Origin of the sequence: Brevundimonas sp. MEB006b (genome assembly GCF_030209705.1) — a bacterium.
GTDB lineage: Bacteria > Pseudomonadota > Alphaproteobacteria > Caulobacterales > Caulobacteraceae > Brevundimonas.
On the sequence record NZ_JARVRL010000002.1, the window covers coordinates 1 to 26,153 of the forward strand.

Sequence of the window (26,153 nt, forward strand, 5' to 3'; positions counted from 1 at the left end):
GAAGAGCGAACCCTTCAGACCGCAAGAAACCACCGGAGGAAAGCGAGGCTTACCTCTAAAAACCCGTCGGCGATTCGATTGGAGCGCGGAACCTAGTTAAACCAACCGATGAAAGCAAGAAGTTTTTCGCTTCTTTCTTCCGTGGGACCTTGGAGATTTTCATCCCCACCGCCCCGCCGGCCGGCCCGTTTCCGAGCGAGGCGGCTCTATACGGAGAGGCGGATTTGTCAGCAAGCGGATTCTGACAGTCCGGGGGAAGTTTCTCGCAAAACCGGAATCGGCCAACGGCGCACGCGCCTCTCAACCTGCAATATAGGTCCGCAAGCTCTCGGCCTCGTGGGCGTGTTCGGCGATCTGGCACTTCACCACGTCTCCGATGGAGATGACGCCGACCAGACGATCCGCCTGCATGACTGGCAGATGCCGGATGCGCCGATCGGTCATGCGGGTCATCAAGGCCGACATCTCCTCGGCCGGTTCGGCATAAATTACGTTGGCCGTCATATAGTCGGCGACCGGACGGTGCAGCGCATCGGCGCCATCGGCCGCCAACGCCTTGACCACATCGCGTTCGGAAAACACCCCGACCACGCGGTCGCCGTCACAGACGACCAACGCCCCTACCCGCTTCTGCTCCAATTCAGCGCACGCCTGCGTCACCGTCAGATCCGGCGCGATGGAGAAGACGGCGTTTCCCTTGGTCTTGAGGATTTCGGCGACGAACATCGCGATCCCTTCTCTCTAATAAGAGACGACCGCAGGGCCGGAATGGCAACAGGGCCGCTCAGGGAGCGATGATCGCTCACCCCCCTTCCGGAATCAACGCGCCTCACGGATGAGGCGCGGCGCCCGTTCCGAACATCCGCCCCAAGGGACCGATGGCCAAAAAGCCAACGACGAAGCCGACCGCGTGGGCCTCCCAGGCGATCCTGGCCCCTTCGGCGCCGGGTAGTCCGCCGATCATTCCGGTCACGGCGTTGACCGCCATCCAGGTGATGGCTGCGCCGATCACGCGGCGATCGCCCATCGGCAGCACCCTGCCCTGTCCACCCAGCAGTCGCGTTGCGGCCCCGATCAGGCCGAAGACGGCGCCGGACGCGCCGACCATCGGCTCGCTGGATCCCCAGTGGATCAGTCCATAGCCCAACGACGCCAACACGCCGCAGACCAGATAGAAAAGCAGAAAGACCGTCGGACCAACCTTAGTCCCGAACAGCCGCGCCACCGGCGTCCCGAACGCCAGCGCCGCCACCGCATTCATGATGGCGTGGGTCCAGCCGCCGTGCAGCAGCATGGCCGTCAGCAGCCCGCCCCACCGTCCCTGTTCCAGATCAATGGGCGCAAACGCCATGCTCATGCCCATGTCGGGCAGGTCGCGCTGGAACAGATACAGCGTCGGCATCGACACCGCGATCAGCAGCACCACCAGCGGCACGTTGAACATCGGCTCTCGCGCCGGGCGGCTGTTCGGCGGATCGAATCGACCGGATGCGTCTGACATGACGCCACAAATGCTCAGTGACCTGCGTCACATCAAGCGCTTCTTAATAACCTTAATGCAGGTTGGGGTGCGGATCACGCTCGTGGTCCGGCGTCCGTTTGTGCGCGAGGAACCCCGGAATGCCCGCCAAGAGGCTGTTTGTATCCACCGCCGTCATGGCTTTCGCCGCCGCTGCAAGCGTGCCGGCGATCGCGCAGTCGACGGGTTCGGGCGGCGCTTCGCGCTTCCAGCAGGGCTATGGCGGCGCGCGAACGGCCGCCAATACGGCCGCGACCGGCTATACCCGCGACGCCAACGGCAATCGCCTGATCGTCAACGGCATCATCCAGTCGGGCGCCTCATCCTATTCCAGCCAGTCCGGCGGCGCGGCCTCGGCCTATGCCGGCGCAGGCGCGTCCAGCAACGGCGGCACGACCATCGGCGGCTCCACCGCCATCGGCAATCAGCTGAACGTGGTGGTCCAGGGCAGCCGCAACACCGTCATCGTCAATTCGACCCAGACCAATACCGGCGCCATCAACGCCGGTACGGCCTTGAACGGGAATATCAACCTGCCATGAGCCGCCGTCATCTCATCAAGGGGTCCGCCGCCGTTTCGGCCGTCGCCCTTCTGCTCGCCGGCTGCGTCAGCCCCGTCGCGGGTCCGTCGGGGCAATATGCGACGCCGATCGGCAATGCGCCGGTGACCGCCAACCCGACCCCCTATTCCGCCGCGCTCTATTGCCTGGCCGACTACGCGCGTCGTTACAACCTGCCCTCGCCGCGCATGGCCGTGGGCCGGATCAGCGACTACACCGGCACGGTGTCGTCCGATGGCGGCCGCCAGATCACGGGCGGCGCCTCGCTGATGGCGAACTCGGCGCTGGCCAAGGCCGGCGCCCGCATCGTCGAACGCTACGACACCTCGGTGTCCGAGCTTGAGCTGCGCTACGCCAACAACAAGCTGATCGGCGACCAGGCCCCCGACGCCAAGGGGCCCGAAGACACGCAATACCGCCGCATCCTGGCCGGTCAGGTGCCGGGCTCGGACTTCTATGTGGTCGGCGGCATCACCGAGGTGAACTACAACATCCGCTCCGGCGGCTTCGACATCGCCGGGGGCGAGGTCGACAGCAACCGCCCCGGCTCGGGCATCGTCAACCACCGCGTCTATGTGATGAACATCGCCATGGACCTGCGCCTGGTCCAGACAACCACGCTCGAGGTCGTCGATGTCGTCTCCTATCAGAAGCAGATCATCGGGCGCGAAATCTCGGCCGGCGTCTTCGACTTCTTGAACGGCAACGTCTTCGACATCTCGGCCGGCACGGGCGGGATGGAGCCGACGCAGCTGGCCGTCCGCGCCCTGGTCGAACGGGCCACAGTCGAGTTCATGGCCAACCTCTATGGCGCGCCGGGCCCCGAAATCTGCCTGAACCCCGCCAACGATCCGCTCGGCGATTCCACGGTCGGCCCGACCGGCGGCTATTATCCGGCCTATCCCACTCAGGACACCAACAATGGCCAGACCCGCGCCGATCCGTCTCGTTGGCATGATGGCCGCGACGGCGACGTTCGCCGCACTCGCCACTGAGGCGAGCGCGCAGCAGACACCGGCCTGCGATCCGCAAGCCGGCGAAACCTGCTCCAGCACCCAGACGCAGACTGGCGATGTCACCGGCCTGGTGGATATCGACCTGTCCGTCGATCAGGTGACCGTGAGCACAAACGCCCAGGGCAATGCGCTTGCGGGCGGGGTCACGGCCGCCTCCGCCGGCCTGGTCTCGCGCCAGTCGATGACCGGCGCCACGGTGGCCCGCAGCAATGTGGTTGTGAGCGGAGAAGCCGACGGTCAGCTCAGCGTCGATACGACCGCGCGCGGCAACTATCTCGGCGTCACCACCGATCGCGCGACCTTCGCCGTGGACGCCAGCCAGTCCGCGACCGGCGACCGGGTCGAGGCCGGAACCTATGTCCAGGCGCCGAATGGCCGCATACTGCAAGGCGGTTTCGCGACCAGCACCGCCGTCGCCAACACCGTCGCCCTGGGCGGCCCCTCCTCGTCCCTGACCGGCGTCATCGACCAGAGGGCCCAGACCACCGTCTTCGCCGAGACCGTCGCCGACGTTCAATACATCCCCGCGCCCGCGACCTTCTCGTCCCAGGCTGTCGCCAATGCGGTCCAGACGAACACCACCGGCGCCTCGCACCAGGACTTGGCCATCCGCCAGTCGAACGCCGCCTCGACGACCGAGGCGCGCACCGATGTCTATGTCGACAACGGCTGGGACCTGACGGTCGGCGCCAACGCCGGGGCCAATCAGGCGATCACCGCCAACGCCGGCGGCTCCATGCTGATCCAGACGGACCAAGCCAACGCCGGCCGCGTCCGCGCCGACGCCCGCGTCCAGACCAACCTCCAGGGCCAGACGGTTCTGGCGGCCCGCAGCGTCGCCAACGAGACGGTCGCCGGCAACAACGACATCTATCTGAAGCTCGACAACACTCAGCTGAACACCGGCGGGGTCGAGGCCAACGCGACCTATGTCGGCGTCAACGGCTATGACGCCTATGTCGGCTCCGACGCGGTCGGCAATGCGGTGACGGGCTATGCCTGTTCCCAGTGCGGCGGCGACGTCAACGTCAACAACAACCAGACCAACAGCGGCAATGTCACCGCGACCACCAACGCCACGGTCTCGTCCGGACGCACAGCCGTGGTGGGCGCCAACGCCGTCGGCAACAGCGCCAGCTTCTACATCAGCCGCCCCGGCGGCTGATCCGAACATGACAAGTCGGTAAGGTTCGCCAGCCCCGCTTGTGGCGAAGGCAAGCACACTTTACACATCCGGCATCGCGCCATCGGGGGTTGCGGTTTCGGAGTGATATTATGCGTTCTGCGCGTCATCTACTGCTTGTCGCCGTCTCGGGACTGGCCCTGACCACCGGGGCGTTCGCCGCCCCTGCTCTCGCCCAGACCGCGCCGCCCGCTGCGGCCGCCGCCGGTCAGGTCGCGCCGTCCGCCCCCTGGGCCCAGGCCGCCAGCGACATCCCCGCCGATCCGGCCGTCCGTTACGGCCTGCTGCCCAACGGCATGCGCTACGCCCTGCTGCACAATGCGACGCCTCCGGGTCAGGCCTCATTCCGTCTGCGCATCGACGCCGGCTCGCTGATGGAGCGCGACGATCAGAAGGGTCTGGCTCACTTCATGGAGCACATGGCCTTCAACGGCACCAAGGACGTGCCGGAAAACGAGATGCTTCGCATCCTCGAACGCCTGGGCCTCGCCTTCGGCGCCGACACCAACGCCTTCACCAGCTTCGACCAGACCGCCTATATGCTGGAGCTGCCCAATACCAAGGATGAGACGGTCGATCCCAGCCTGCACATCCTGCGTGAGATGATGTCGGCGGCCCTGATGGCGCCGGACGCCATCGATTCCGAACGCGGCGTCATCGTCGGCGAAGAACGGACCCGCGACACGCCGCAACTGCGCGTGCTGAAGACCCAGCTCGGCCTTCTGGCGCCCGGCCAGCGTCTGTCGGAACGCCTGCCCATCGGCGACCTCGACATCATCCGCACCGCGCCGCGCCAGCGCTTCGTCGACTTCTACGACGCCTACTATCGCCCCTCGCGCGCCACCTTCATCGCCGTGGGCGACTTCGACGTGGATGCGATGGAGGCCAAGGTCCGCGCGGCCTTCGGCGACTGGAAGCCGACCGCCGCCGATGGTCCGGAGCCCGACCTGGGAACCGTCGCCCCGCGTCAACCGCAGACCAGCATCCTGGTCGAGCCGGGCATCCAGTCCTCGATCCAGATTAACTGGATCAAGGCCCCGGACCTCAGCCCCGACACGGCCGCCGAACGCGCCGCCGACGTCCGTCGCGGCCTGGGTCTGGCCGTGCTGAACCGTCGCCTGGGCGAGATCGCCCGCGCTGACAACCCGCCCTTCATCGGTGCCGGAGCCGGTTATCAGTCGCTGTTCGACAGCCTGGACGCCGGCACCCTGTCGGTCGCCTTTAATCCGGGCGGCTGGCAGCGTGCGCTGGAAAGCGTCGAGCAGGAAAGCCGTCGCCTGGCCGAATACGGCGTCAGCGACGCCGAGCTTCAGCGCGAGATCGTCAACACCCGCACCGCGCTTCAGAACGCCGTCGCCTCGGCCGCGACCCGTTCGACTCCGGCCTTGGCGACCGGCCTTCTGGGCGCCGTGAACGACGACCAGGTGTTCAGCGCGCCCCAGACCAATCTTGATCTGTTCAACAAGGCCGTCGAAGGTCTGACCGTCGATCAGGTCAATCAGGCCACCAAGGCGGTGTTCGAGGGCCAGGGCCCGCTGCTGCTGTTCAGCTCCCCCGTCCCGGTCGAGGGCGGCGAGGCCGCCGTCACCGCTGCGCTGGAAGCCTCGCGCAACACCCCGGTGCAAGCCCGCGCCGCCGAGGCCGAGTTGAAATGGCCTTATGACAACTTCGGCGCCCCGGCGGTCCCCGCCGCCCGTTCGGAAGTCGCAGATCTGGGCGCGACCCTGGTTCGCTTCCCGAACGGCACCTTGCTGAACATCAAGAAGACCGACTTCCGCGCCGATCAGATTCTGGTCAGCGCCCGCACCGGCCTTGGCGAACTGGGCCTGCCTGCCGACACCCTGTCGCCCCTGTCGATGGCCAGCACGGTCCTGGCCCCCGGGGGTCTGGGCAAGCTCAGCCTGGACGAAATGAACCGCGTCCTCAGCGGCCGCACCTATAGCGCCGCGGTCAATCAGGCCGGCGACGCCTATATTTTCGCCGGCGCCACCAAGCCCACCGATCTCCAGCTGGAGCTTCAGGTCCTGGCCGCCTATCTCACCGATCCGGGTCTGCGCGGCGCCTCGTTCGAACAGACCAAGGCCATGTTCCCGCAGATCCTGGCCCAGCTGGGCGCCACGCCGCGCGGCGTCTTCCAACGCGACGCCTCGGGCCTGCTGGCCAGCGGCGATGCGCGTGAGACGACCCCGACGGCCGAACAGATCGCCGCGATCCAGATCGACGACATCCGCTCGGGCGTTCGCTCGGCCCTGGCCCAGGGTCCGGTCGAGATCACCGTCGTCGGCGACGTCGACGTCGACGCGGTCATCGCCGCCGTCGGCTCGACCTTCGGCGCCCTGCCCTCGCGTGGCGAGGCGCCCACACCGCCCGCCGGCTCGACGGTGCGCAAGTTCCCCGCCCCGACCGCTACGCCGGTCCAGCTGTATCACACCGGCCCCGCCGAACAGGCGCTGGGCTTCGTCGCCTGGCCGACCACCGACCAGGTCAAAGATCGCAAGACCGCGCGTCAGCTGTCGATCCTGTCGGACGTGCTTCAACTGCGCCTGAACGACGAGATCCGCGAGAAGCAGGGCCTGGCCTATTCGCCCAGCGCCGGCTCGACAGCCTCGGACACCTATCCTGGCTACGGCTTCATCTCGGTGACCGCGGAAACCCCGCCGGCCGCCCTGCCCAAGCTGTTCGAGACGGTGGACGCCATCGCTGCCGACCTGCGCGACAATCCGATCAGCGAGGACGAACTGAACCGCGCCCGTCGCCCGGCCGTTGAGCGCATCCGTCGCAGCATGGCCGACAACGGCTATTGGCTGACCCAACTGTCGCAGGCCCAAAGCGATCCGGCGACGCTGGACCAGACCCGCAACCAGATCGCCACCTTGGAAGCCGTCACCGCCGCCGACCTTCAGGCCCTGGCTCGCCAGTATCTGCAGTCCGACAGCGCCTGGCGCGCCACCGTCACGGCTCAGCCGGCGGCCCAGTAACGCCCACGAAAAAGGCCCCGGTTCGCGCGAACCGGGGCCAGTCGTCAGGATCGTCGACGGAGAGCCGACGGTCGCCTTATCTCATGTCCCGCCTGATCGGCGGCTGAACGGGCGTGTTTAGGTCCGGTTCAGAAGACCCGGCCGCCGACGCCGCCGTCCAGGGTGATCACCCCGGTCAGCACGGTCGCGCTCTCGACCTGTTCTTCGCGGTATTCCGTGTATTCCTCTTCGCGATACATCGTCAGGATCTTGATCCCGGCGCCGTAGCGACGCAGCAGCGAACGCTCGTTGCAATCCCGCTCGGGCTTCTCGGGCCGGCATTCCAGCTTGCCGCCCGTTCCGTACCACAGCGCCTCATGCTTGCGGCAGGTCAGGGTCGTGCCGTGATCGAAGCTGATGTCGCCGTTGTAGTCGGCGATGGTCGCCTGCAGCCAGGTGCCCGACAGGCAGCGATACAGCTCGCCCTCGAACCCTTCGGCGATCTCGCGATCCGGCCGCACCTGCGAGGCGGGGTGCGGCACCTGGCGGTCGTCGATGCAGACGGCCTGGATGACGACCCGCTTCATCATGCTGCGGAAGGCGCTGTAGGGGGTGCGAACCGTCTGGGCGATCACGCCCTCGACGGCCAGGCCCTGGATGGTGGTCGGATAGGGCTGATCGACGCTGACATAGGCCGCGCCGCCCCCTCCGCCGAAGCTGCCCGAGAAGCCGCCGGCCCGCGCATTGACGTAGGACCGCGCGCCCGCGTTGGCGTTGGCCCCGGCGCCCGCGTTCGCATTGGCGCTCGCGCCAAGGTTCACGTTCACATTGACGTTGGTGTTGATGTTGCCGTTCCAGTTTCCACCGCCGCCGGGACCGCAGTTTCCACCGCCGTTGCAGGGCGGCGGCTCAGGCGGAGGCGGAGGCTCGCACGAGGTGCAGGGCGGCGGCTGACAGCCGGACGTGCATTGCGCCAGCGCGGCTCCGGCGCCCGCCGAGACGGCGAGACCGGCCGCCAGGCCCAGCATCCATTTCGTGATCCGCAGCCGCATCGGCGGGAACTCCCAAGCGAATATCGTGTCGGCCGAACAAGATTCCGGCCGATCCTCCCGTCACAAAACCGCAAAAGCCTTTCGTTTCCGTTGATGAGGCCTGCGCTTCGGGATGGCGCAATGCCGCATCCGTCTGCTAGACCGCCCGCACAATGACCGTCCGCGTCTCCATTCGCCTGATTTCGATTAGCCGCCCGGCGTAGCGCTCCTGGGCCGAATGGCCCCGTGCACGCCGGGAAGACCGCCCTGATGATCGGGCGAACGAAGACAGCGACCTAATTTTCAAGACGCCGAGACGACCCATGGCCGACGCCCCCGAATCTAACGCCCGCGACTATCGCGACACCGTCTTCCTGCCCGAGACGCCCTTCCCCATGCGCGGCGGCCTGCCCCAGAAGGAGCCGGTCATCCTGGAACAGTGGGGGGACCTCTACGGGACCCTGCGCGCTGAGCGACAGAAGCAGAACGCCCCCCTCTATGTCCTGCACGACGGCCCGCCCTACGCCAACGGCGACATCCACATCGGCCACGCCCTGAACAAGACGCTGAAGGACTTCGTGGTCCGCAGCCGGTTCCTCCTGGGCTACGATGTCGATTACGTCCCCGGCTGGGACTGCCACGGCCTGCCTATCGAGTGGAAGATCGAGGAGCAGTTCCGCGCCAAGGGCCGCCGCAAGGACGAGGTGTCCAAGGACGAGTTCCGCCGCGCCTGCCGCGAATACGCCGGCAAATACATCGACCTGCAAAAGGACCAGTTCCACCGGCTGGGCATCGTCGGCGACTTCGCCAACCGCTACGCCACCATGGACTTCACCTCCGAAGCGGCCATCGTCGCCGAGTTCCACAAGTTCAAGAACTCGGGCCAGCTGTATCGCGGTTCCAAGCCCGTCATGTGGTCGCCAGTCGAGCGCACGGCGCTTGCCGACGCCGAGATCGAATATCACGACCACGTCAGCCCGACCATCTGGGTCAAGTTCCCAGTCACGGCCATGTCGGACGACCATCCCGACGATCTCCTGGCCTTCCGCACCAGTACCCCGTCCATCGTCATCTGGACCACCACGCCCTGGACCATCCCGGCCAACCGCGCCATCAGCTACGGCCCCGAGATCGCCTATGGCCTGTATGAGGTCACGGCCATGGAGGAAGGCTTGGAATTCGCGCCCTGGGCCAAGCCCGGCGACCGCCTGATCCTAGCCGACAAGCTGGCCGAGGACGTGTTCAAGGCCGCCAAGATCGCCGCCTGGACCCGTGTCTACGACATCAATCCTTCGGGCCTAGAGACCGCCCACCCGCTGGCCGCGCTCGACAGCGGCTACGGCTTCTCCGTGCCTCTGCTCGCCGGCGATCACGTCACCGACGACGCCGGCACCGGCTTCGTCCACACCGCGCCCGGCCACGGCGCCGACGACTTCGAGGTCTGGAAGGCCCACGGCCATCACGAGGTGCCGGATACGGTCGATCCCGACGGCGCCTACTACCCCGGCGTCCCCCTGTTCGCGGGCCTCAAGGTGCTGGAGACCGAGGGCAAGAAGACCGGCAAGTTCGGTCCCGCCAACGGCGCAGTGATGGAAAAGCTGATCGAGGCCGGCAATCTGTTGGCGCGCGGGCGACTGGAGCATTCCTATCCGCACAGCTGGCGCTCCAAGGCGCCGATCATCTTCCGCAACACCCCTCAGTGGTTCATCCGCATGGATCAACCCTTGAAGAGCGGCGACACCCTGCGTGAGACGGCGCTGAACGCCATCGACGCCACCGCCTTCCATCCCGTCGCCGGCAAGAACCGCATCCGCTCGATGGTCGAGGGCCGTCCCGACTGGCTGGTCAGCCGCCAGCGCGCCTGGGGCACGCCGCTTGCCATGTTCATCGACAAACAGACGGGCCAGCCCCTGCATGACCCCGAGGTCGACGCCCGGATCGTCAAGGCCGTGGCCGAACACGGCGCCGACATCTGGTTCACCGCGCCCGACAGCGATTTCCTGGGCGCCCACGACCCGGCCCGCTACGAAAAAGTCGAGGATATCCTGGACGTCTGGTTCGACTCCGGTTCGACCCATGCCTTTACGCTCGACCCGCGCCTGCCGGAAAACGGCTATACCGGCGACCGTCCCGCCCACTGGCCCGCCGACCTCTATCTGGAAGGCTCCGACCAGCACCGCGGCTGGTTCCAGTCGTCCCTGCTGGAAGGCTGCGGCACCCGCGGCCGCGCCCCGTTCAAGGCGGTCCTGACCCACGGCTTCACCCTCGACGAGAAGGGGGAGAAGATGTCCAAGTCCAAGGGCAATACGACCGACCCCCTGACCATCATCAAGGAATCCGGCGCCGACATCCTGCGTCTGTGGGTGGCCCTGGTCGACTATTCGGACGACCAGCGGATCGGCAAACAGATCCTGCAGACCACGGTCGACGCCTATCGCAAGCTCAGGAACACCGTCCGCTATCTGCTGGGCGCCCTGGCCGATTTCGACGAGGCCGAACGCCTGCCGCTGGACCAGATGCCGCCGCTTGAGAAGTTCGTCCTGCACCGCCTGCACGAGTTGGACGCTCAGGTCCGTGCGGCTTACGGCGAATACCGCTTCCAGGACGTCGTCCGTCCGGTGCTGGAGTTCTGCGCCGGCGACCTGTCGGCCCTGTATTTCGACATCCGCAAGGACGCCCTGTACTGCGACCGCCCCGACAGCCTGCGCCGTCGCGCCGCCCGCACGGTGATGGACGAAGTCTTCATGCGCCTCACCGCCTGGCTGGCCCCGCTGACGCCCTTCACGATGGAAGAGGCCTGGACCACGCGCTTCCCCGACGCCGGCTCCAACTGCGCGCGGGTCATCCCCGACACCCCAGCCGAATGGCGTAATCCGGCCGAGGCCGAGCGTTGGGCGGCGATCAATACGGTTCTCGAAGTGGTCAATGAATCGCTTGAAGCCGCCCGCCGCGAGAAGCTGATCGGCGGCGCCCTTGACGCGTGGCCGACCGTCACCGCCCCGGCCTCCGCCTTCGCCCCGTTCGAAGGCCTCGACGCTGCCGAGATCTTCCGCACCTCGGGCGCCGATCTTGTCGAAGGCGAGAGCATCTCGGTCACGGTCGCTGTCGCCGACCACCCCAAGTGCGCCCGCTCCTGGCGCCGCGTCCCCGACGTCGGCTCCGACCCCGCCTACCCCGACCTCTCGGCCCGCGACGCCGATGCGGTTCGGTATTGGGACCAGACGCACGCCTGACCACAACACCGTCTCCTCCCCGCCTGGCGGGGAGGGGGACCGCGAAGCGGTGGAGGGGTTCTAGACGCCGCTTAAGCGCCGGGATGCGCGAAAAGCCCCTCCGTCTCTCCGCTGCGCTTCGAGCCACCTCCCCATAAATGGGGAGGAGACGATGTCCAGCCATCGCAATGCCGCTGGTCCATCCGCAGCGATTTCAACCGCTTGCCGATTTATGTCCCCCGTGTCCCATCCACGGGGTCAAACGCCCCCATAATGCATCCGTCTCGTCGCATGGAGGGCTCGCCTGGCCTGCGACCTTGCGGCGGCGAGAGCGGAGGGAACGGGGGCGGTGGTGAAATCCCATCGCGGCGCCGGGGCTGATCGGCCGGGGAATCGCCCCGGCGTCCGCAGTCGCGTCGCAGGGTCGAGGGGGATACTCGGCCGCACCGGGGATCGGGGATCGCTGCTCCGACCCGCCCGTCGCAGGCTTATGGGGTTAGGCGATAAGACCGCCACCGCTCGGCGCCCCGAGCTTGCAGGCCAACCCCCCGCGCGGAGCGTCACACCCTTCGTCGAAACGGTAACTCAAACCACAGAACTCCGGGCGAAGGCCCGGCGCTCCGCCCAGCCCTCCAGACTTCGCAGGCCGAACGCCGCGAAGACAAAGCCGTTTTCCGTCGCGCGCGACACTGCGTCATCTTGTCAAACCGCCCCTCGCGCCCCAACTGCAAAGCCTACCCAAATCCCACCTTCGCTCGCGACAGGAGCCCTGATGCCGCATGCCGACAGCCTGATTCTCACCCTGGTCGGGGGCTTCGTCCTCGCCTTCGTGTTCGGCATGCTGGCGCATCGGCTGAAACTGTCGCCCCTGGTGGGCTATCTCGTCGCGGGCGTGATCGTCGGCCCCTATACGGGCGGCTTCGTCGCCGACACCGAACTGGCGCCGCAACTGGCCGAGATCGGCGTCATCCTGCTGATGTTCGGCGTCGGCCTGCATTTCTCGCCCAAGGACCTGATGCAGGTCCGCAAGGTCGCCATCCCCGGCGCCCTGGTTCAGATCGGCGTCGCCACCGTGCTGGGCTGGGGGCTCGGCCGGTTCGTGCTGGGCCTGGGCGATGTCGAGGCCCTGCTGATGGGCTTCGCCCTGTCCGTCGCCTCGACCGTCGTCCTGCTGCGGGCGCTGGAGGAGCGCAAACAGGTCAAGGGCGAGATCGGCCGCATCGCCGTGGGCTGGCTGATCGTCGAGGATCTGGTCATCGTCATCGCCCTGGTCATGCTGCCGATGGTGCTGGTTCCGGCTGGAACCCAGACGGACTTTGCGGCCCTGGGGGCAGACGTCGGCCTGACCCTGCTCAAGGTCGTGCTGTTCGTCGTCGGCATGCTGGTCGTCGGCGGCAAAGTCATTCCCTGGCTGCTGATCCGCATCGCCCACACCAAGTCGCGCGAGCTTTTCACCCTGGGCGTCCTCGCCATAGCCCTGGGCATCGCCTGGCTGGCCTACTTCCTGTTCCACTCCTTCGCACTGGGCGCCTTCTTGGCCGGCCTGGTGATGAACGCCTCGCCGCTGGGTCACAACGCGGCCGAGCGGTCCTTGCCCCTGCGCGACGCCTTCGCCGTGCTGTTCTTCGTTTCGGTCGGCATGCTGTTTGACCCGATGATCGTCGTGCGCCAGCCGTGGGCGGTCCTGGGCGTTCTGGGCATCGTCATCGTCGGCAAGTCGGTCGCGGCCCTGGTCATCACCAAGACCTTCAAGCTGGATCGGTCGACCGGCTTCACCGTCGCGGCGTCCCTGGCCCAGATCGGCGAGTTCTCCTTCATCCTGGCCGCGCTCGGCGTGTCCCTGGGCGCCATGAGCCGCGAGACCCACGATTTGATCCTGGCCGCCGCCCTGCTGTCGATTTCGCTGAACCCCTTCGTCTTCCTGTTCACCGACCGGATGGGCGGCAAGCCGAAGCCGCCCGCAGCCGGCGCGATCCGACCCGCAGCGGCGGACGGCCCGATCACGGATGCGGTCGCGGCGCCCTGAGCCCCTTTCCGCGCCGTCCGGCGCCCGCTATCGTCCGCTCATGGACAAAATCGCCGCAGATCAGGCCGTTCTTCACTATGGCGACGGCGAGTTCGCCGTCTTGAAGCCGGGCCGCTTCGTGCGCTGCGCCGTCACGGACAAACCGATCCCGCTGGAAGTCCTCCGCTACTGGAGCCCCAGCCGTCAGCAGCCCTATTTCGGCCCGGCCGAGTTCATCGCGGCCCAGCAAGGCGAAAAATGATCCCGTCGCGCCGCGTCCTGCTGACCGGCGCGGGCGCCAGCCTGATCGCCGCCCCGCTGATGGCTGAAGACCGCAACGCCCTGCCGCTGGCCTTGAACGGCGCCTGGCGTCAGGGCGGCTACGCCTTCGGCCGCACCGCGCCGCGCGCTCTGATCTTCGTCGACGGCGAGGCCCTGACCACCGCCTCGACCACCGGCCTCTTCGTGATCGGCTTCGACCGCGACGCCGGTCCAACCAGCCAGATCGAAGCCCGGTCCGGCGACCGGTCGGCCCGGCGCACCCTCGACATCGCTCCCTACGCCTTCCCCTCGACCAGCGTGAACGGCCTGCCGTCCTCGACCGTCGAGCCCAGCGATCCCGCCCTCCTGGCCCGCATCGAGCAGGAGATCGCGCTGAAGACGGAGGGCTTCGCCAGCCGCATCGACTCCGACGACTTCAAGGATGGCTTCGCCTGGCCGCTCGAGAGCTACCGCGTCTCCAGCGCCTGGGGCGCCCAGCGCGTCCTGAACGGCACGCCCGCCCGGCCGCACTACGGCATCGACCTGGCCGCCCCCCAGGGCAGCGTGATCCGCGCACCCGCCGACGGCCGCATCGCCTTCGTCCGCCCCGACATGCATTTCGAGGGCGGTCTGACCCTGATCGACCACGGTCAGGGCCTGATCAGCTGCTATTTGCATCAGTCGCGGCTGGACGTGGCGCTGGGCCAACGCGTCCGGCGCGGCGATGCGCTGGGCCGCGTCGGCATGACCGGCCGCGCCACCGGCCCCCACCTGTGCTGGCGCATGAAATGGCGCGATCGCAACCTGGATCCGTCACTCATGATCGGGGCGCGTGTTCCAGAAAGTCTAGCCTGATCAAAGGCTCCTCTTGCGAGACTACGCATATCCACTTAGCCTCGATCGAAGATCTGGCGGGGCCCGATGTTTTCTCTGAAATCGCTGAGCGTCCTGCTTGTGGACGACAATCAGAATATGCGCGCCATCGCGTCAGCCGTGCTGCATTCGGCCGACATACGCAACGTCTATGAGGCGTCCGAAGGCGCGACGGCTTTCGATTTGCTGCGTCGCCACGCGATCGATCTGGCCATCGTCGATTTCAACATGTTCCCGCTGGACGGGGTCGAGTTCACCCGCCTCGTCCGCACCAGCCCCGACAGCCCCAATCCGTTTCTGCCGATCATCATGATGACCGGCCATTCCGAACGCAGCCGCGTCTACGAGGCCCGCGACGCCGGGGTGACCGAGTTCATCGTCAAGCCGATCACCGCCAAGGCCGTGCTGGATCGGTTGAACGCCGTCATCATGAAGCCGCGCCCCTTTATCAAGGCCGACGGCTATATCGGCCCCTGCCGTCGACGCCGCGATACGCCCGACTACGCCGGGCCCTACCGTCGAGGATCGGACGCCTCGCGGTCCAACGCCGCATAGACCTTGTCCGGCCAACGCTTGTGGACCCAGAACCAGTCCACGGGATGCTCTCTGACCCGGTCCTCGACGAAGCGATTGGCGGCCTGGATGCCCGCCAGAGTATCGGCCGCCTTGTCCTCGCTTTGATTGACCACGATCGGCTCGTGCGCCGTGACCCGGAACCGCACGCCAGGCAGGCGCACCACCGACAGCGGCAGCATGACCGTGTCGAACTTCAACGCCAGCCTCGCCGCTCCAGGCGATGCGTTCACCGGCTGGCCGAAGAACTCCACCTCCGGCCCCTGGTTGTATTTCTGGTCGACCAGCAAGGCGATGGAGTCGCCGCGCTTCATCCCCGCCATCAGCTCGCGCGTCCCGTCGCCCTTGGGTGCGAACAGGCGGATGCCGTACCGCTCACGGCTCTGGCGGATCAGGGCGTCGACATACGGATTATTGGCGGCGCGATAGGTCACCTGACACGGCACGCCCGAGGCCATGATCACCGCCGCCATCACCTCGAAGTTGGCCAGATGGCCCGAGATCAAAACGGCCGGCTTGCCGCTGTCGCGCAGGGCGTGCAGCCGCTCCATCCCGACCACCTCGACCCGCCCGCCTTCGGGCGTCAGATGATCCATGACCGCCAGCTCGGCGAAGGTCCGGCCCGTCTGGTCCCACTGCGCCAAGGCCAGGGCCTCGCGCTGATCGCTCGGCATGTCGGGAAAGGCGATCCGGAGATTGCGCATCACCGTCTTCTGCGTGCCGGTCAGCGGCCCCAGAGTGCGCAGCAGCCAGCCGCCCAAGCCGGACGCCCGCTCGACACCCAACAGGCGCAGAAAGCCGAACAGCGCCTGAAAGCCGAAGGCCTCCAGGCGCCAGATCAGATCCTGCTTCACGCTTGTCGCGCTACCGCCCGCCGTGCGGCTTGAGCGCGTGTCTTCACCAGGCAATCGTCAATCCACCGTCCACCACAAGGGTCTGGCCGGTCACATAGGCCGACGCAGGGCTGCACAGATAGACCGCCGTGCCCGCGATTTCATCGGGCTGGCCGATCCTTTTCAGCGGCGCCGGCTCGGTGACCTGTTTCAGCAGCTCCGGGTTCTCCCACAGATATTTGGCGAAATCGGTCTGAACCAGCCCAGGCGCGATGCAGTTGACCCGCACGTTCGACGGCCCCCACTCCACCGCCAGATTGCGCACCAGCTGCATGTCCGCCGCCTTGGAAATATTGTAAGCGCCGATCAACGCGTTGCCGCGAAGCCCGCCGATGGACGAGATCACCAAAATCGCCCCGTCTTTCCGCTCCACCATCTGCGGCGCGACCATCTGGATCAACCAGTGGTTCGAGATGACGTTATTCTGCAGGATCTTCTCGAACTGGTCGTCGGCGATGCCGGCCATCGGCCCGGCGTAGGGATTGGTCGCGGCGTTGCAGACCAGGATGTCGATCTGGCCGAAGGCGGCGTTGGTCTCATCGACCAGCCGCTGCAGGTCGTCCTTCGAGGCGATGTTGGCGGGAACGGCGATTGCTCGTCCCTCCCCATATTTGCCGTTGATCTCGGCGGCGACCTCGTCGCAAGGCCCGGCCTTGCGCGACGAGATGACGACCTTTGCGCCATGTTCGGCCAGCCGCTCGGCGATGGCCTTGCCGATTCCCCGCGATGAGCCGGTGATGATTGCGACCTTGCCGGTCAGATCGAACAGTTCCATTGCGTTTCCCGTAGGTTTGGCGGGGATATTTGCAGCCCCGCTCTAGCCGAATGACATTGATAGCCTGATACTCAGGCGATTCCATCCGGGAGTGGCCGACCGCCAGCCGATGCGCAACGTAACAACGGGCTTTCTCTACTTCGCCTATCTGTTCCTCGGCATGACCGTGGGCGCCTTCCTGTGGCGCGCGGGCTTGGGGATCGGCGCAGGCGTGGCCGGAACGCTCGGCGCACTGGGTCTGCTGGGGGCCTTCCACGGCATCGTCACCGGCATCGCTGAGCGCCGCGTGCTTAAGAAGGAAATCGGCCAGGTCCGCGAGGCCCACCGTCTGCTCGCCGATGCGATGGAATCGACCCAGGGCGCCCTGACCGAACTGGCGCACGCCATCGAGACCGGCGTCCTGTCCGACACCGACGCCCTGACCGGCGAGGTCCGGATGCTGGAATCGCTGGTCCAGCAGATGAGCGAAAGCATCGACGAGCGCCTGGCCGCCGCACCGCATATCGGCGTCGAGACCTTCGAGGGCCGTCGCATGGCCCAGTCCAACGTACTGCTGCGCACCATCCACGAGGCGCTCAGCGAAGGGCGCGTCGATCTGTATCTGCAGCCGGTCGTCTCCCTGCCCCAACGCCGGACGATCTTCTACGAGAGCTTCACCCGGCTGCGCGACGCCACCGACCGCGTCATGATGCCGGCGGAATATCTGTCCCTAGCCGAGGGCGAGGGCCTGGTGCCGGCGATCGACAATCTGCTGCTGTTCCGCTGCGCCCAGATCGTGCGGCGGCTGGCGCGTCAGGATCGCAAGGTCGGCGTCTTCTGCAACGTGGCCCTGACCTCGCTGGGCGACGAGACCTTCTTCCCGCAGTTCCTGGACTTCCTCAGCGAGAACCGCGACCTGAACCAGGCGCTGATCTTCGAACTAGGTCAGGCCACCTTCGACGCGCGCGGCGCCATCGAGGCGCGCAACATGGCCAAGCTGGCCGACCTGGGCTTCCGCTTCTCGCTGGACAAGGTGCAGACGCTGGACCTCGACTTCGCCGATCTGCAACGCTCGGACGTCAAGTTCATCAAGGTCGCGGCCGACCTGATGATCGAACAACTGCTGGACCTGGACGGCGGCGCGCCCTTGCGCTCCATGCCCGACATCCAGGCCGCCGACTTCGCCGCCCTGACCCGCCGCTACGGCGTCGAGGTCATCGCCGAAAAGGTCGAGAACGAACGCCAGGTCGTCGACATCCTGGAACTGGACGTCGGCATGGGCCAGGGCCACCTGTTCGGCGAACCCCGCGCCATCAAGGAACAGGTTTTGGCCGAGACCGACCCTCCGGCCGAGTTCCTGCGCTCGACCCTGCGCAGCGCCGAGCAGCGTCGCCGGTTCAGCTAAAACAGTCCGTCTCCTCCCCACTCCGTGGGGAGGTGGCACGGCGCGCCTTTGCGCCGTGACGTAGTGGCTTCTTCCCATCACAGGCGCCGAGCCCGCTTCAAGACCCCCTCCACCGCTTCGCGGTCCCCCTCCCCATTTCATGGGGAGGAGACTTTCGCCCCTGCGTCCTAGCCGCTACCAACGTGCCATGACCCTCCCCCACGCCCTGCCCCACCTCGGCGCCGTCGCCGGCGATTATGATATCCTGCTCTGCGACGTCTGGGGCGTGATCCATAATGGGCGCGAAAGCTGGGCTGGCCCATGCGAGGCGCTGACGCGGTTCAACCGCGAGGGCGGCCATGTCGTGCTGATCTCCAACTCGCCCCGCCCGGCGTCGGACGTGATCGCTCAGCTGGACGGGCTGGGGGTGCCGCGCGAGGCGTGGAAGGCCTTCGTCACCTCAGGCGACGCGACCCGCGCCGAACTGGCCAGGCGCGCGCCCGGTCCGGCCTGGATCGTCGGCCCCGAGCGTGACGCGCCGCTGTACGCCGGTCTCGGCCTCGAGCGCGCCGCGTCGCCAGAGGACGCCGCCTTCATCTCCGTCACCGGCCCGGTCGACGACACGGTCGAGACGCCCGAAGACTACCGTGAGCGGTTCGCCGTCGGCGCCGCACGCGACATCGAACTGATCTGCGCCAATCCCGACCGCGTCGTCCAACGCGGCGACCAGCTGATCTATTGCGGCGGGGCGCTGGCCGACCTGTATGAATCGCAGGGCGGCCGGGTCGTGATGGTGGGCAAGCCCTTCGCCCCGATCTACGATCTGGCGATCAAGGAGGCGCAAGGCCTGTTGGGCCGACCCGTCGATCGCTCGCGCGTCCTGTGCATCGGCGACGGCGTCGTCACCGACGTGATGGGCGCAAACGCGCAAGGGCTGGACTGCCTGTTCATCGCCCAGGGCATCCACGGCGACCAGGCCAAGGGCGAAGACGGCGCGCTCGATCCCGCCCGCGCCGCCGCTCTGCTGAAGGCGGAAACGACCTATGCGCGATACGCCGCGCTCGAACTGAACTGGTAAGGCTCGCCATTTTGTCGCACCGCCGCTAAAGCCTCATCCATGGTCGAATTGGTTCAGCAACATCCGTCCGGTGGTTACATCCTGGACGAACTTCACGTCGGCATGGCGGCCGAGAAAATCGTCGTCGCGACGGAGGACCGCATTCGGCTGTTCGCCGAGGCGTCCGACGACTTCAACCCGGTCCATCTGGACGAGGCCTTCGCCTCCAAGACCGCCTATCGCGGCCGGATCGCCCACGGCCTGCTTAGCGCCTCGTTCGGATCGGCCGTGGTTGGCACCATCCTGCCGGGCGCCGGCTCGATCTATATCTCTCAGACCTTGGCCTTCCATCAGCCGGTGCGGATCGACGACGTCGTGCGCATCCTGATCACCGTGATCGAGGTCGAGCCCGAGAGCGCGCGGGTCAAGCTTAGCTGCGAAGGCTTCGTTGGCGAAACCATGATCATGGACGGCGTCGCCGTCGTCCGCGTCCCGCGCCGGCGCAAACCGTCCCAGCGTTGATGCAGATTGTCCGCGACTGGCGCGACCTGCCGGACGCGCTGAAAGGCGCGGCGGTCGCCGTCGGCGCTTTCGACGGCGTGCATCGCGGGCATCAGGCCGTCATCGCCGGCGCACGTCACGCGGCGGAACGGCTGGGCGCGCCGCTCGGCGTCGTCAGCTTCGATCCTCATCCCCGCCGCTGGTTCCAGAAGGACGCCGCGCCCTTTCGACTGATGACGGCCGACCAGATGGCCGAGGCCCTGGCGCCGCTGGGTGTGGACATCCTGTATCTCCTGCCCTTCGACGCCGAGATGGCCGGCATGACCGACGCCGCCTTCGCCGAGCGGGTTCTGGCCGAGGGTCTGGGCGTCCGCCACGCCGCCGTCGGGTTCGATTTCACCTTCGGCAAGGGCCGATCCGGCTCGCCCGAAGCCTTGCGCGCCTACGGCGAGCGGCTGGGCTTCACCGTCTCGGTCGCCGAACGGCTGGATGACGCGGACGGGCTGAAACTGTCGTCCAGCGCCGTTCGAGAGGCCCTGAAGGCCGGCGACATGGCCCGCGCCGCCGCGATCCTGAGCCGCCCCTTCGCCATTCGCGGCGAGGTGATCCACGGCGACAAGCGCGGCCGCACCATCGGCGTGCCGACGGCCAACGTCGCGCTCGGCGACTATATGCGCCCCGCCTATGGCGTCTATGCGACCCGCAGCCGATTGCCGGACGGACGGGTGATCGACGGCGTCGCCAGCCTGGGCGTGCGTCCCATGTATGCGCTGGAGACCCCGCTGATGGAGGTCTGGCTGTTCGACTTCGACGGCGACCTTTACGGCCAGACGCTGGACACCGAACTGGTCGCCTGGCTGCGCGGCGAGGAGACCTTCGACGGTCTCGACGCCCTGAAGACCCAGATCGACGCCGATGCGGCCGCGGCGCGATCCATCCTCAGCCGGTCATAGAGGCCGAAGCTCCGTCGCGAACCGCTTCCAGTTCTGCTTATAGTGTTCGGCTGACATTTGCAGCACGGCGATTTGCGCCGGGTCACGCTCCCTCACCACCTTGCCGGGCTGGCCCACCACCAGACTGTTGTCCGGGATGATCTTGCCCTCGGTGATCAGCGCATTGGCCCCGATGATGCAGTTCCGGCCGATCTTGACCCCATTCAGCACCACCGCCCCGATGCCGATCAGGCTGTAGTCCCCGACCTCGCAGCCATGCAGCATCGCCTTGTGCCCCACCGTCACGCCGCGCCCCAGCGTTAGCGGCGACCCCATGTCGGTGTGCAGCACGCTGCCGTCCTGAATGTTGCTGTCAGGCCCCACGGTGATCGGATCGTTGTCCCCCCGCAGCACGGCGCCGAACCAGACACTGGCGTTGGAATGGAGAATCACGTTCCCTATCACCGATGCGCTTGGCGCCACCCAGTATTCGCCCTGCGGCGGAAGCTGCGGTTTGCTGTCGCCCAAGGCGTAAATGGTCATCTGTACACCGCCTAATCTTTGAAAAACGAGGGCTTTAACGGATCGCTAACCACGATAGCATCATTCTGTTGATGCGATTCGTGGGTCGCCATTTCGGCCCCGGATCCGAAACCGGATCAAGCCCGATCCGGTCATCAAGTCGGGGCTTTCGCGTGGCGCGTTGGGATCCTGGTTCGGTTGTTCGGCGGCGGGCGCACCCCGTTGCAGACGGCCCTGCTGTCGATCCGGGCCGCTGCTCTGCAGGCCGCGACCTGTTCCTCCCCAAGACCATCCAAGGCGGCGCCCGTTCGGGTCCGCCTTTTTTCATGCCCTGGAGGCGTCCATGACCAAGCGTGCTGCAACCAAGCGTCAAACGCGTGAACACGGAATCCTGGATTCGCGTGATTTCATGGAGGAGTCGAAAGTTCGTCGGCTTCACGCGCCCCACAATGAACGATCCGGTTGGTCGCCCTATCCTTCGAACGATGACCGCGACCAGGGCTACCTGAAGACGCTGAAGCCCAAGTCCGAGGGCCAGGGCGAGCTGATGGAGGCCATCGACCACCACAACCTGGTCATGGCGCTGGGTCCCGCGGGCACCGGCAAGACCTACCTCGCCGTCGCCAAGGCGGTCGAGGCGCTGGAGGCGGGCAAGGTCGGCCGCATCGTCCTGAGCCGTCCTGCTGTCGAGGCCGGCGAATCCATCGGCTTCCTGCCCGGCGACATGGAAGACAAGCTGGCTCCCTATCTGCGCCCGCTCTACGACGCCCTGTCCGATCGTCTGTCGATGAAGCGGGTCAAGGCGCTGATGGCCGAAGGTCTGATCGAGATCGCCCCGGTCGGCTATATGCGCGGCCGCACGCTGAACAACGCCTTCATCGTCGTGGACGAGGCGCAGAACTGCACCTACGTCCAGCTCAAGATGTTGCTGACCCGCCTAGGCTGGCATTCGACCATGGTGGTGACCGGCGATCCGCAGCAGTCGGACCTGCTGCCCGGCATCTCGGGCCTGTCGGACATCTCGGCGCGACTGGAGGCCGTACCCGACATCGCCGTGGTGCGTCTGGCCGAGCGCGACATCGTCCGCCACCCGCTGGTCGCCTCGATGATCGGCGTCCTCTAAAGCCCGATCCTGCAGCCGCCGCTGGACGGCGTCGGCTGCAGGCGCGTTGCACCGCGAAACCAAAAGCCATTGTCCCCGGGCGCACCGCACCGCTAAAGGTCGGCTCGCGGCTGATGAGGGATTTCGATGCGCGTAGCGATGATTGGGACGGGCTATGTGGGCCTGGTGTCCGGCGCCTGTTTCGCCGACTTCGGCCATGTCGTCACCTGCATCGACAAGGATCCCTCCAAGATCGAGCGGCTGGAGCGGGGCGAAATCCCGATCTATGAGCCGGGGCTGGATGATCTGGTCGCCGCCAATGTGCGCGAAGGTCGACTGTTCTTCACCCTGGACGGCGCCGAGGCCATTCGCCGGGCCGACGCCGTCTTCATCGCAGTGGGCACGCCGACGCGTCGCGGCGACGGCCATGCCGACCTGTCCTACGTCCACGCTGCCGCCGAGGAGATCGCCGGCCTGATCGAAGGCTTCACCGTCGTCGTCACCAAGTCGACCGTCCCGGTCGGCACGGGCGATGAGGTCGAAGCCATCATCCGCAAGACCAATCCGAAGGCCGACTTCGCCGTCGTCTCCAACCCCGAATTTCTGCGTGAAGGCGCCGCGATCGGCGACTTCAAACGTCCCGACCGAGTCGTCATCGGCATCGACGACATGACCGGCGACGCCGGCGGCCGCGCGCAGAAGGTGATGAGCGAACTTTATCGTCCGCTGAACCTGAATGAGAGCCCGCTGCTGTTCGTGGGCCGTCGCACGTCCGAGCTGATCAAATACGCCGCCAACGCCTTCCTGGCGATGAAGATCACCTTCATCAACGAGATGGCCGACCTGTGCGAAGCCGTCGGGGCCGACGTCCAGCAGGTCGCGCGCGGCATCGGCCTGGACAAGCGTATCGGCTCGAAGTTCCTGCACGCCGGCCCCGGCTATGGCGGCTCGTGCTTCCCCAAGGACACTATCGCCCTGGTCCGCACCGCCCAGCAGTATGGCGCGCCGACAAAGCTGATTGAGGCGACGGTCGAGGTCAACGACGCCCGCAAGAAGGCCATGGCCGACCGCGTCGCCGCGACCCTGGGGACAAGTGTCCAGGGCAAGACGGTCGCCCTTCTGGGTCTGACGTTTAAGCCGAACACCGACGACATGCGTGACGCCCCATCACTGGACATCGCGCCTGCCCTGATCGCCGCAGGCGCGACCGTCCAGGCCTTCGATCCCGAAGGCATGCATGAGGCCGCTAAGCTTTTGCCGGACATCCAGATGAAGGACAGCGCCTATGACGCCGTCGTCGGCGCTGACGCTGTGGTCCTCGTGACTGAATGGGACCAGTTCCGCGCCCTGGATCTGGACCGCATCAAGCTGCTGATGAAACAGCCGGTCCTGGTCGATCTGCGCAACATCTATCGACCCGAGGACATGAAGCATCGCGGCTTCCGCTACATGGGCATCGGGCGCGGCTGATGGGGTCGCCGATCCTCGTCACCGGTGCGGCCGGCTTCATCGGCATGCACGTCGCCGAGCGCCTGCTGGACCGGGGCGAGCAGGTGATCGGCGTCGATGTCTTCAACGACTACTATGATCCGCGCCTGAAAGCCGCCCGCGCCGCTCGGCTTGAGGGTCGCGACGGTTTCAGGATGGTCCGCGCCGATATCGCCGACCACGCGCAGATGCGTGCCCTCGTTTCAGACGCCGGGGTCAAGCGGATCGTCCACCTCGCGGCTCAGGCCGGCGTCCGCTACTCGCTCGAAAACCCCTTCGCCTATGAGCGGTCCAATCTGGCCGGCCATCTGTCGATGCTGGAGGCCGCGCGGCACAATGACGTGACCCATTTGGTCTATGCCTCGTCCAGTTCGGTCTATGGCGATCGGCCGCTGGAGGGTTCGGGCTTTCGTGAAGACGATCCGACGGTCAATCCCGTCTCGCTCTACGCCGCGACCAAACGCTCGTGCGAACTGATGAGCCAGAGCTACGCCAAGCTCTACGGCTTTCCGCAATCGGGCCTGCGGTTCTTCACCGTCTATGGCCCCTGGGGCCGGCCCGACATGGCCTATTTCAGCTTCACCCAGAAGATCGTGCGCGGCGAGCCGATCGAGGTCTATGGCGAAGGCAAGATGGCGCGCGACTTCACCTATATCGACGACATCGTCGACGGCGTGGTCGCCGTTCTGGACCGTCCCCCCGCGCGGGGCGTCCATGAGGTCTACAACATCGGCGACAGCCAGCCCGTCGGCCTGATGGAGATGATCTCCACGCTGGAAACCGCGTTGGGCGTCAGCGCGAACAAGATCATGCGGCCGATGCAGCCCGGCGACGTCACCGCCACCTATGCCGACATTTCAAAGTTGAACGCCCTGTGCGGCTATCAGCCCGGGATCCCGCTGGAGATCGGACTGGAAAAGTTCGTCGCCTGGTGGCGTCAATACGAGAACGGTTGACGCAGGAAGGCTGGGGAGCCGATGCGACACAGAATCCTGCCGGCCGGCTTCGTCCTGTTGCTGTTCGGCGCAACCGACGCCTCCGCCCAGGCTTTGCGCTCCGCTCAGGACGCGCAAATCGACCTCTTCGTTCGCAACCGCGCGGTCGCCGTGCGTGACCGGCCGCAACCCGCCTATGACCCGCTCGGCGTCCGGGCCGGCGGCTTCACGGCCTTTCCCCGGCTTCGGTCGGGCGTGGTCCATGACGACAATGTCTTTGCAGCCGAAGACGACCGTCAGCCTGCAACGACCTTGCGCCTGACGCCTGAGGTCGTCGTCCGATCCCACTGGTCGCGCCACGCGCTTGAAACCCGCGTCCGCGCCGACATCGACCGCAACCTGGACTTCGACAGCGAGAACACGACCGACTGGAGCCTGAGTGGCGCCGGCCGTCTCGACGTTGCCCGAGGCGTCGACGTCACCTTGGCCGCCGACTACGCCCACGATCACGAGGCCCGAACGGCCGCCGGGGCCCGCCCCGCCGCTCGCCGCCCGATCGCCTTCGATCTGGCCTCCGCCTCGCTGGCGGCGACACGCACTCGGGGGCGATTGCGCCTGTCCGCCAACGCCGCAGTCCTTCGCTACGACTATCGCGATGGGCTGAACGACGCCGGCGCCGTCATCGAACAGGACGACCGGGATCGCACCGTCGCCCGGCTGACCGGCCGGGCCGACTACGCCCTCTCTCCCGCGACGGCCCTGTTCGTCCAGGTCGCCCGCGATGACCGCGACTATCGCAAGGTGGCAGTGTCGCCGGAACGATCCTCTTCCGGTCACGAAGCCTTGGCTGGCATGGACTTCGAGCTGGGCGCGCTGATCCGGGGCGAGGTCGCCGCCGGCTATATCCGCCAGGATTTCCAGAACGCAGCCTACGGCGATCTCGACGACTTTGGCGGTCGTGCGCGCCTGTCGTGGTTTCCGACGCAATTGACGACCCTGACCGCCGCCGCCGGGCGCAGCGTCGAGGACACCGGCGTGATCGGCTCGGCCGGCGCCCTGCGCACCGACGTGTCGATCAGCATGGATCACGAACTGCTGCGCAACCTGATCCTGACGGCGGAAACGGCGTGGAGCGAAGACGACTACACCGGCCTCGACCGCACCGACACCCGCTTCGCCGCCGGCTTCAGCGCCCTCTATCGCCTCGACCGTCGCTACGGCCTGACCGCCGGTCTGACCTATCTCGACCAATCCTCGTCCGGCGCGGTTGCAGGACCGAGCTATCACTCGACGCGCCTGTCCGTCGCGGTCGTCTCGCAGTTCTGAACACACGGCCAAAGCGCGAAGATTGACAACCTGAAGGCGTCATCGCAGGACTGGACGGGACGATCACCG

At 66.7% G+C, this 26,153-nt stretch carries 23 protein-coding genes; 17 read left to right on the forward strand and 6 right to left on the reverse strand.

The genetic code is table 11. From position 1 onward, the window contains the following. Positions 1 to 300: 300 nt before the first annotated feature. Both QRN13_RS01685 and QRN13_RS01690 read right to left on the reverse strand, forming a co-directional pair. Positions 301 to 726: a CBS domain-containing protein gene (locus tag QRN13_RS01685; RefSeq protein WP_284876589.1), complete on the reverse strand. Its 426-nt coding sequence runs from the start codon at positions 724 to 726 to the stop codon at positions 301 to 303. Positions 727 to 829: 103 nt separating this feature from the next. Beyond that, positions 830 to 1,501, reverse strand: a complete 672-nt coding sequence (locus QRN13_RS01690; RefSeq protein ID WP_284876590.1) for a rhomboid family intramembrane serine protease — start codon at positions 1,499 to 1,501, stop codon at positions 830 to 832. A 119-nt stretch (positions 1,502 to 1,620) separates the two neighbouring features. On the opposite strand from QRN13_RS01690, the gene hfaA reads away from it, so the two are divergent. From hfaA to QRN13_RS01710, 4 genes are all read left to right on the forward strand, one after another. Beyond that, positions 1,621 to 2,061 carry a holdfast anchoring protein HfaA gene (gene hfaA, locus QRN13_RS01695; protein WP_055754167.1) on the forward strand — a complete coding sequence of 147 codons (441 nt, stop codon included), beginning with the start codon at positions 1,621 to 1,623 and terminating at the stop codon, positions 2,059 to 2,061. Continuing rightward, positions 2,058 to 3,074 carry a holdfast anchoring protein HfaB gene (gene hfaB / locus QRN13_RS01700; protein ID WP_039247049.1) on the forward strand — a complete coding sequence of 339 codons (1,017 nt, stop codon included), beginning with the start codon at positions 2,058 to 2,060 and terminating at the stop codon, positions 3,072 to 3,074. The genes hfaA and hfaB overlap by 4 nt, the downstream gene beginning before the upstream one ends. Then, entirely contained in the window at positions 3,001 to 4,260 is a 1,260-nt protein-coding gene (gene hfaD / locus QRN13_RS01705; RefSeq protein ID WP_284876591.1) for a holdfast anchor protein HfaD, read from the forward strand. The genes hfaB and hfaD overlap by 74 nt, the downstream gene beginning before the upstream one ends. A gap of 110 nt (positions 4,261 to 4,370) precedes the next feature. Further along, positions 4,371 to 7,256 (forward strand): M16 family metallopeptidase, encoded by a 2,886-nt coding sequence (locus QRN13_RS01710; RefSeq protein ID WP_284876592.1) that lies wholly within the window; start codon positions 4,371 to 4,373, stop codon positions 7,254 to 7,256. 128 nt (positions 7,257 to 7,384) lie between these two features. Here the strand turns inward: QRN13_RS01710 and QRN13_RS01715 are convergent, their stop codons facing one another. Continuing rightward, positions 7,385 to 8,287, reverse strand: coding sequence for a hypothetical protein (locus QRN13_RS01715; protein ID WP_235559236.1), 903 nt, complete (start codon positions 8,285 to 8,287; stop codon positions 7,385 to 7,387). Positions 8,288 to 8,589: 302 nt separating this feature from the next. Between QRN13_RS01715 and ileS the strand changes: the two genes are divergently transcribed. From ileS to QRN13_RS01740, 5 genes are all read left to right on the forward strand, one after another. Continuing rightward, positions 8,590 to 11,499, forward strand: coding sequence for an isoleucine--tRNA ligase (gene ileS, locus QRN13_RS01720; protein ID WP_284876593.1), 2,910 nt, complete (start codon positions 8,590 to 8,592; stop codon positions 11,497 to 11,499). A 751-nt stretch (positions 11,500 to 12,250) separates the two neighbouring features. Then, positions 12,251 to 13,504, forward strand: coding sequence for a cation:proton antiporter domain-containing protein (locus tag QRN13_RS01725; protein WP_284876594.1), 1,254 nt, complete (start codon positions 12,251 to 12,253; stop codon positions 13,502 to 13,504). A 40-nt stretch (positions 13,505 to 13,544) separates the two neighbouring features. Beyond that, positions 13,545 to 13,745, forward strand: a complete 201-nt coding sequence (locus QRN13_RS01730; RefSeq protein ID WP_055805601.1) for a DUF2093 domain-containing protein — start codon at positions 13,545 to 13,547, stop codon at positions 13,743 to 13,745. Continuing rightward, positions 13,742 to 14,599 (forward strand): M23 family metallopeptidase, encoded by an 858-nt coding sequence (locus tag QRN13_RS01735; RefSeq protein WP_284876595.1) that lies wholly within the window; start codon positions 13,742 to 13,744, stop codon positions 14,597 to 14,599. Before QRN13_RS01730 ends, QRN13_RS01735 begins: the two co-directional genes overlap by 4 nt. Positions 14,600 to 14,665: 66 nt before the next feature. Continuing rightward, a complete protein-coding gene (locus QRN13_RS01740; protein ID WP_284876596.1) occupies positions 14,666 to 15,172 on the forward strand; it encodes a response regulator in 507 nt (168 codons plus the stop codon). On the opposite strand, the gene QRN13_RS01745 is transcribed toward QRN13_RS01740, so the two are convergent. Continuing rightward, entirely contained in the window at positions 15,130 to 16,044 is a 915-nt protein-coding gene (locus QRN13_RS01745; RefSeq protein WP_284876597.1) for a lysophospholipid acyltransferase family protein, read from the reverse strand. The genes QRN13_RS01740 and QRN13_RS01745 overlap by 43 nt on opposite strands. A 43-nt stretch (positions 16,045 to 16,087) precedes the next feature. Continuing rightward, on the reverse strand, positions 16,088 to 16,858 hold the full coding sequence (locus QRN13_RS01750; protein WP_284876598.1) for an SDR family NAD(P)-dependent oxidoreductase: 771 nt from the start codon (positions 16,856 to 16,858) through the stop codon (positions 16,088 to 16,090). 109 nt (positions 16,859 to 16,967) lie between these two features. Here QRN13_RS01750 and tipF point away from each other — a divergent pair, with 109 nt between their 5' ends. From tipF to QRN13_RS01770, 4 genes are all read left to right on the forward strand, one after another. Beyond that, on the forward strand, positions 16,968 to 18,242 hold the full coding sequence (gene tipF, locus QRN13_RS01755) for a flagella assembly cyclic-di-GMP phosphodiesterase TipF (protein WP_055754202.1): 1,275 nt from the start codon (positions 16,968 to 16,970) through the stop codon (positions 18,240 to 18,242). Between the two features lie 187 nt (positions 18,243 to 18,429). Then, the gene (locus QRN13_RS01760) at positions 18,430 to 19,299 is read left to right on the forward strand and encodes a TIGR01459 family HAD-type hydrolase (protein WP_284876599.1); all 870 of its coding nucleotides are present in this window, start codon (positions 18,430 to 18,432) and stop codon (positions 19,297 to 19,299) included. Positions 19,300 to 19,338: 39 nt separating this feature from the next. Further along, positions 19,339 to 19,800: a MaoC family dehydratase gene (locus tag QRN13_RS01765; protein WP_017506733.1), complete on the forward strand. Its 462-nt coding sequence runs from the start codon at positions 19,339 to 19,341 to the stop codon at positions 19,798 to 19,800. Further along, the gene (locus QRN13_RS01770) at positions 19,800 to 20,732 is read left to right on the forward strand and encodes a bifunctional riboflavin kinase/FAD synthetase (protein WP_284876600.1); all 933 of its coding nucleotides are present in this window, start codon (positions 19,800 to 19,802) and stop codon (positions 20,730 to 20,732) included. Before QRN13_RS01765 ends, QRN13_RS01770 begins: the two co-directional genes overlap by 1 nt. On the opposite strand, the gene QRN13_RS01775 is transcribed toward QRN13_RS01770, so the two are convergent. Continuing rightward, on the reverse strand, positions 20,727 to 21,254 hold the full coding sequence (locus QRN13_RS01775) for a gamma carbonic anhydrase family protein (RefSeq protein ID WP_284876601.1): 528 nt from the start codon (positions 21,252 to 21,254) through the stop codon (positions 20,727 to 20,729). The genes QRN13_RS01770 and QRN13_RS01775 overlap by 6 nt on opposite strands. 310 nt (positions 21,255 to 21,564) lie before the next feature. On the opposite strand from QRN13_RS01775, the gene QRN13_RS01780 reads away from it, so the two are divergent. The 4 genes from QRN13_RS01780 to QRN13_RS01795 all read left to right on the forward strand — a co-directional run bounded on the left by QRN13_RS01780 (position 21,565) and on the right by QRN13_RS01795 (position 26,084). After that, a complete protein-coding gene (locus tag QRN13_RS01780) occupies positions 21,565 to 22,356 on the forward strand; it encodes a PhoH family protein (RefSeq protein WP_091752533.1) in 792 nt (263 codons plus the stop codon). A gap of 126 nt (positions 22,357 to 22,482) precedes the next feature. After that, a complete protein-coding gene (locus QRN13_RS01785) occupies positions 22,483 to 23,805 on the forward strand; it encodes a UDP-glucose dehydrogenase family protein (protein WP_055805536.1) in 1,323 nt (440 codons plus the stop codon). Beyond that, the gene (locus QRN13_RS01790) at positions 23,805 to 24,779 is read left to right on the forward strand and encodes an SDR family NAD(P)-dependent oxidoreductase (protein WP_502868568.1); all 975 of its coding nucleotides are present in this window, start codon (positions 23,805 to 23,807) and stop codon (positions 24,777 to 24,779) included. Before QRN13_RS01785 ends, QRN13_RS01790 begins: the two co-directional genes overlap by 1 nt. Positions 24,780 to 24,800: 21 nt before the next feature. Then, positions 24,801 to 26,084 (forward strand): outer membrane beta-barrel protein, encoded by a 1,284-nt coding sequence (locus QRN13_RS01795; RefSeq protein WP_284876602.1) that lies wholly within the window; start codon positions 24,801 to 24,803, stop codon positions 26,082 to 26,084. The last annotated feature ends 69 nt before the right edge of the window (positions 26,085 to 26,153 follow it).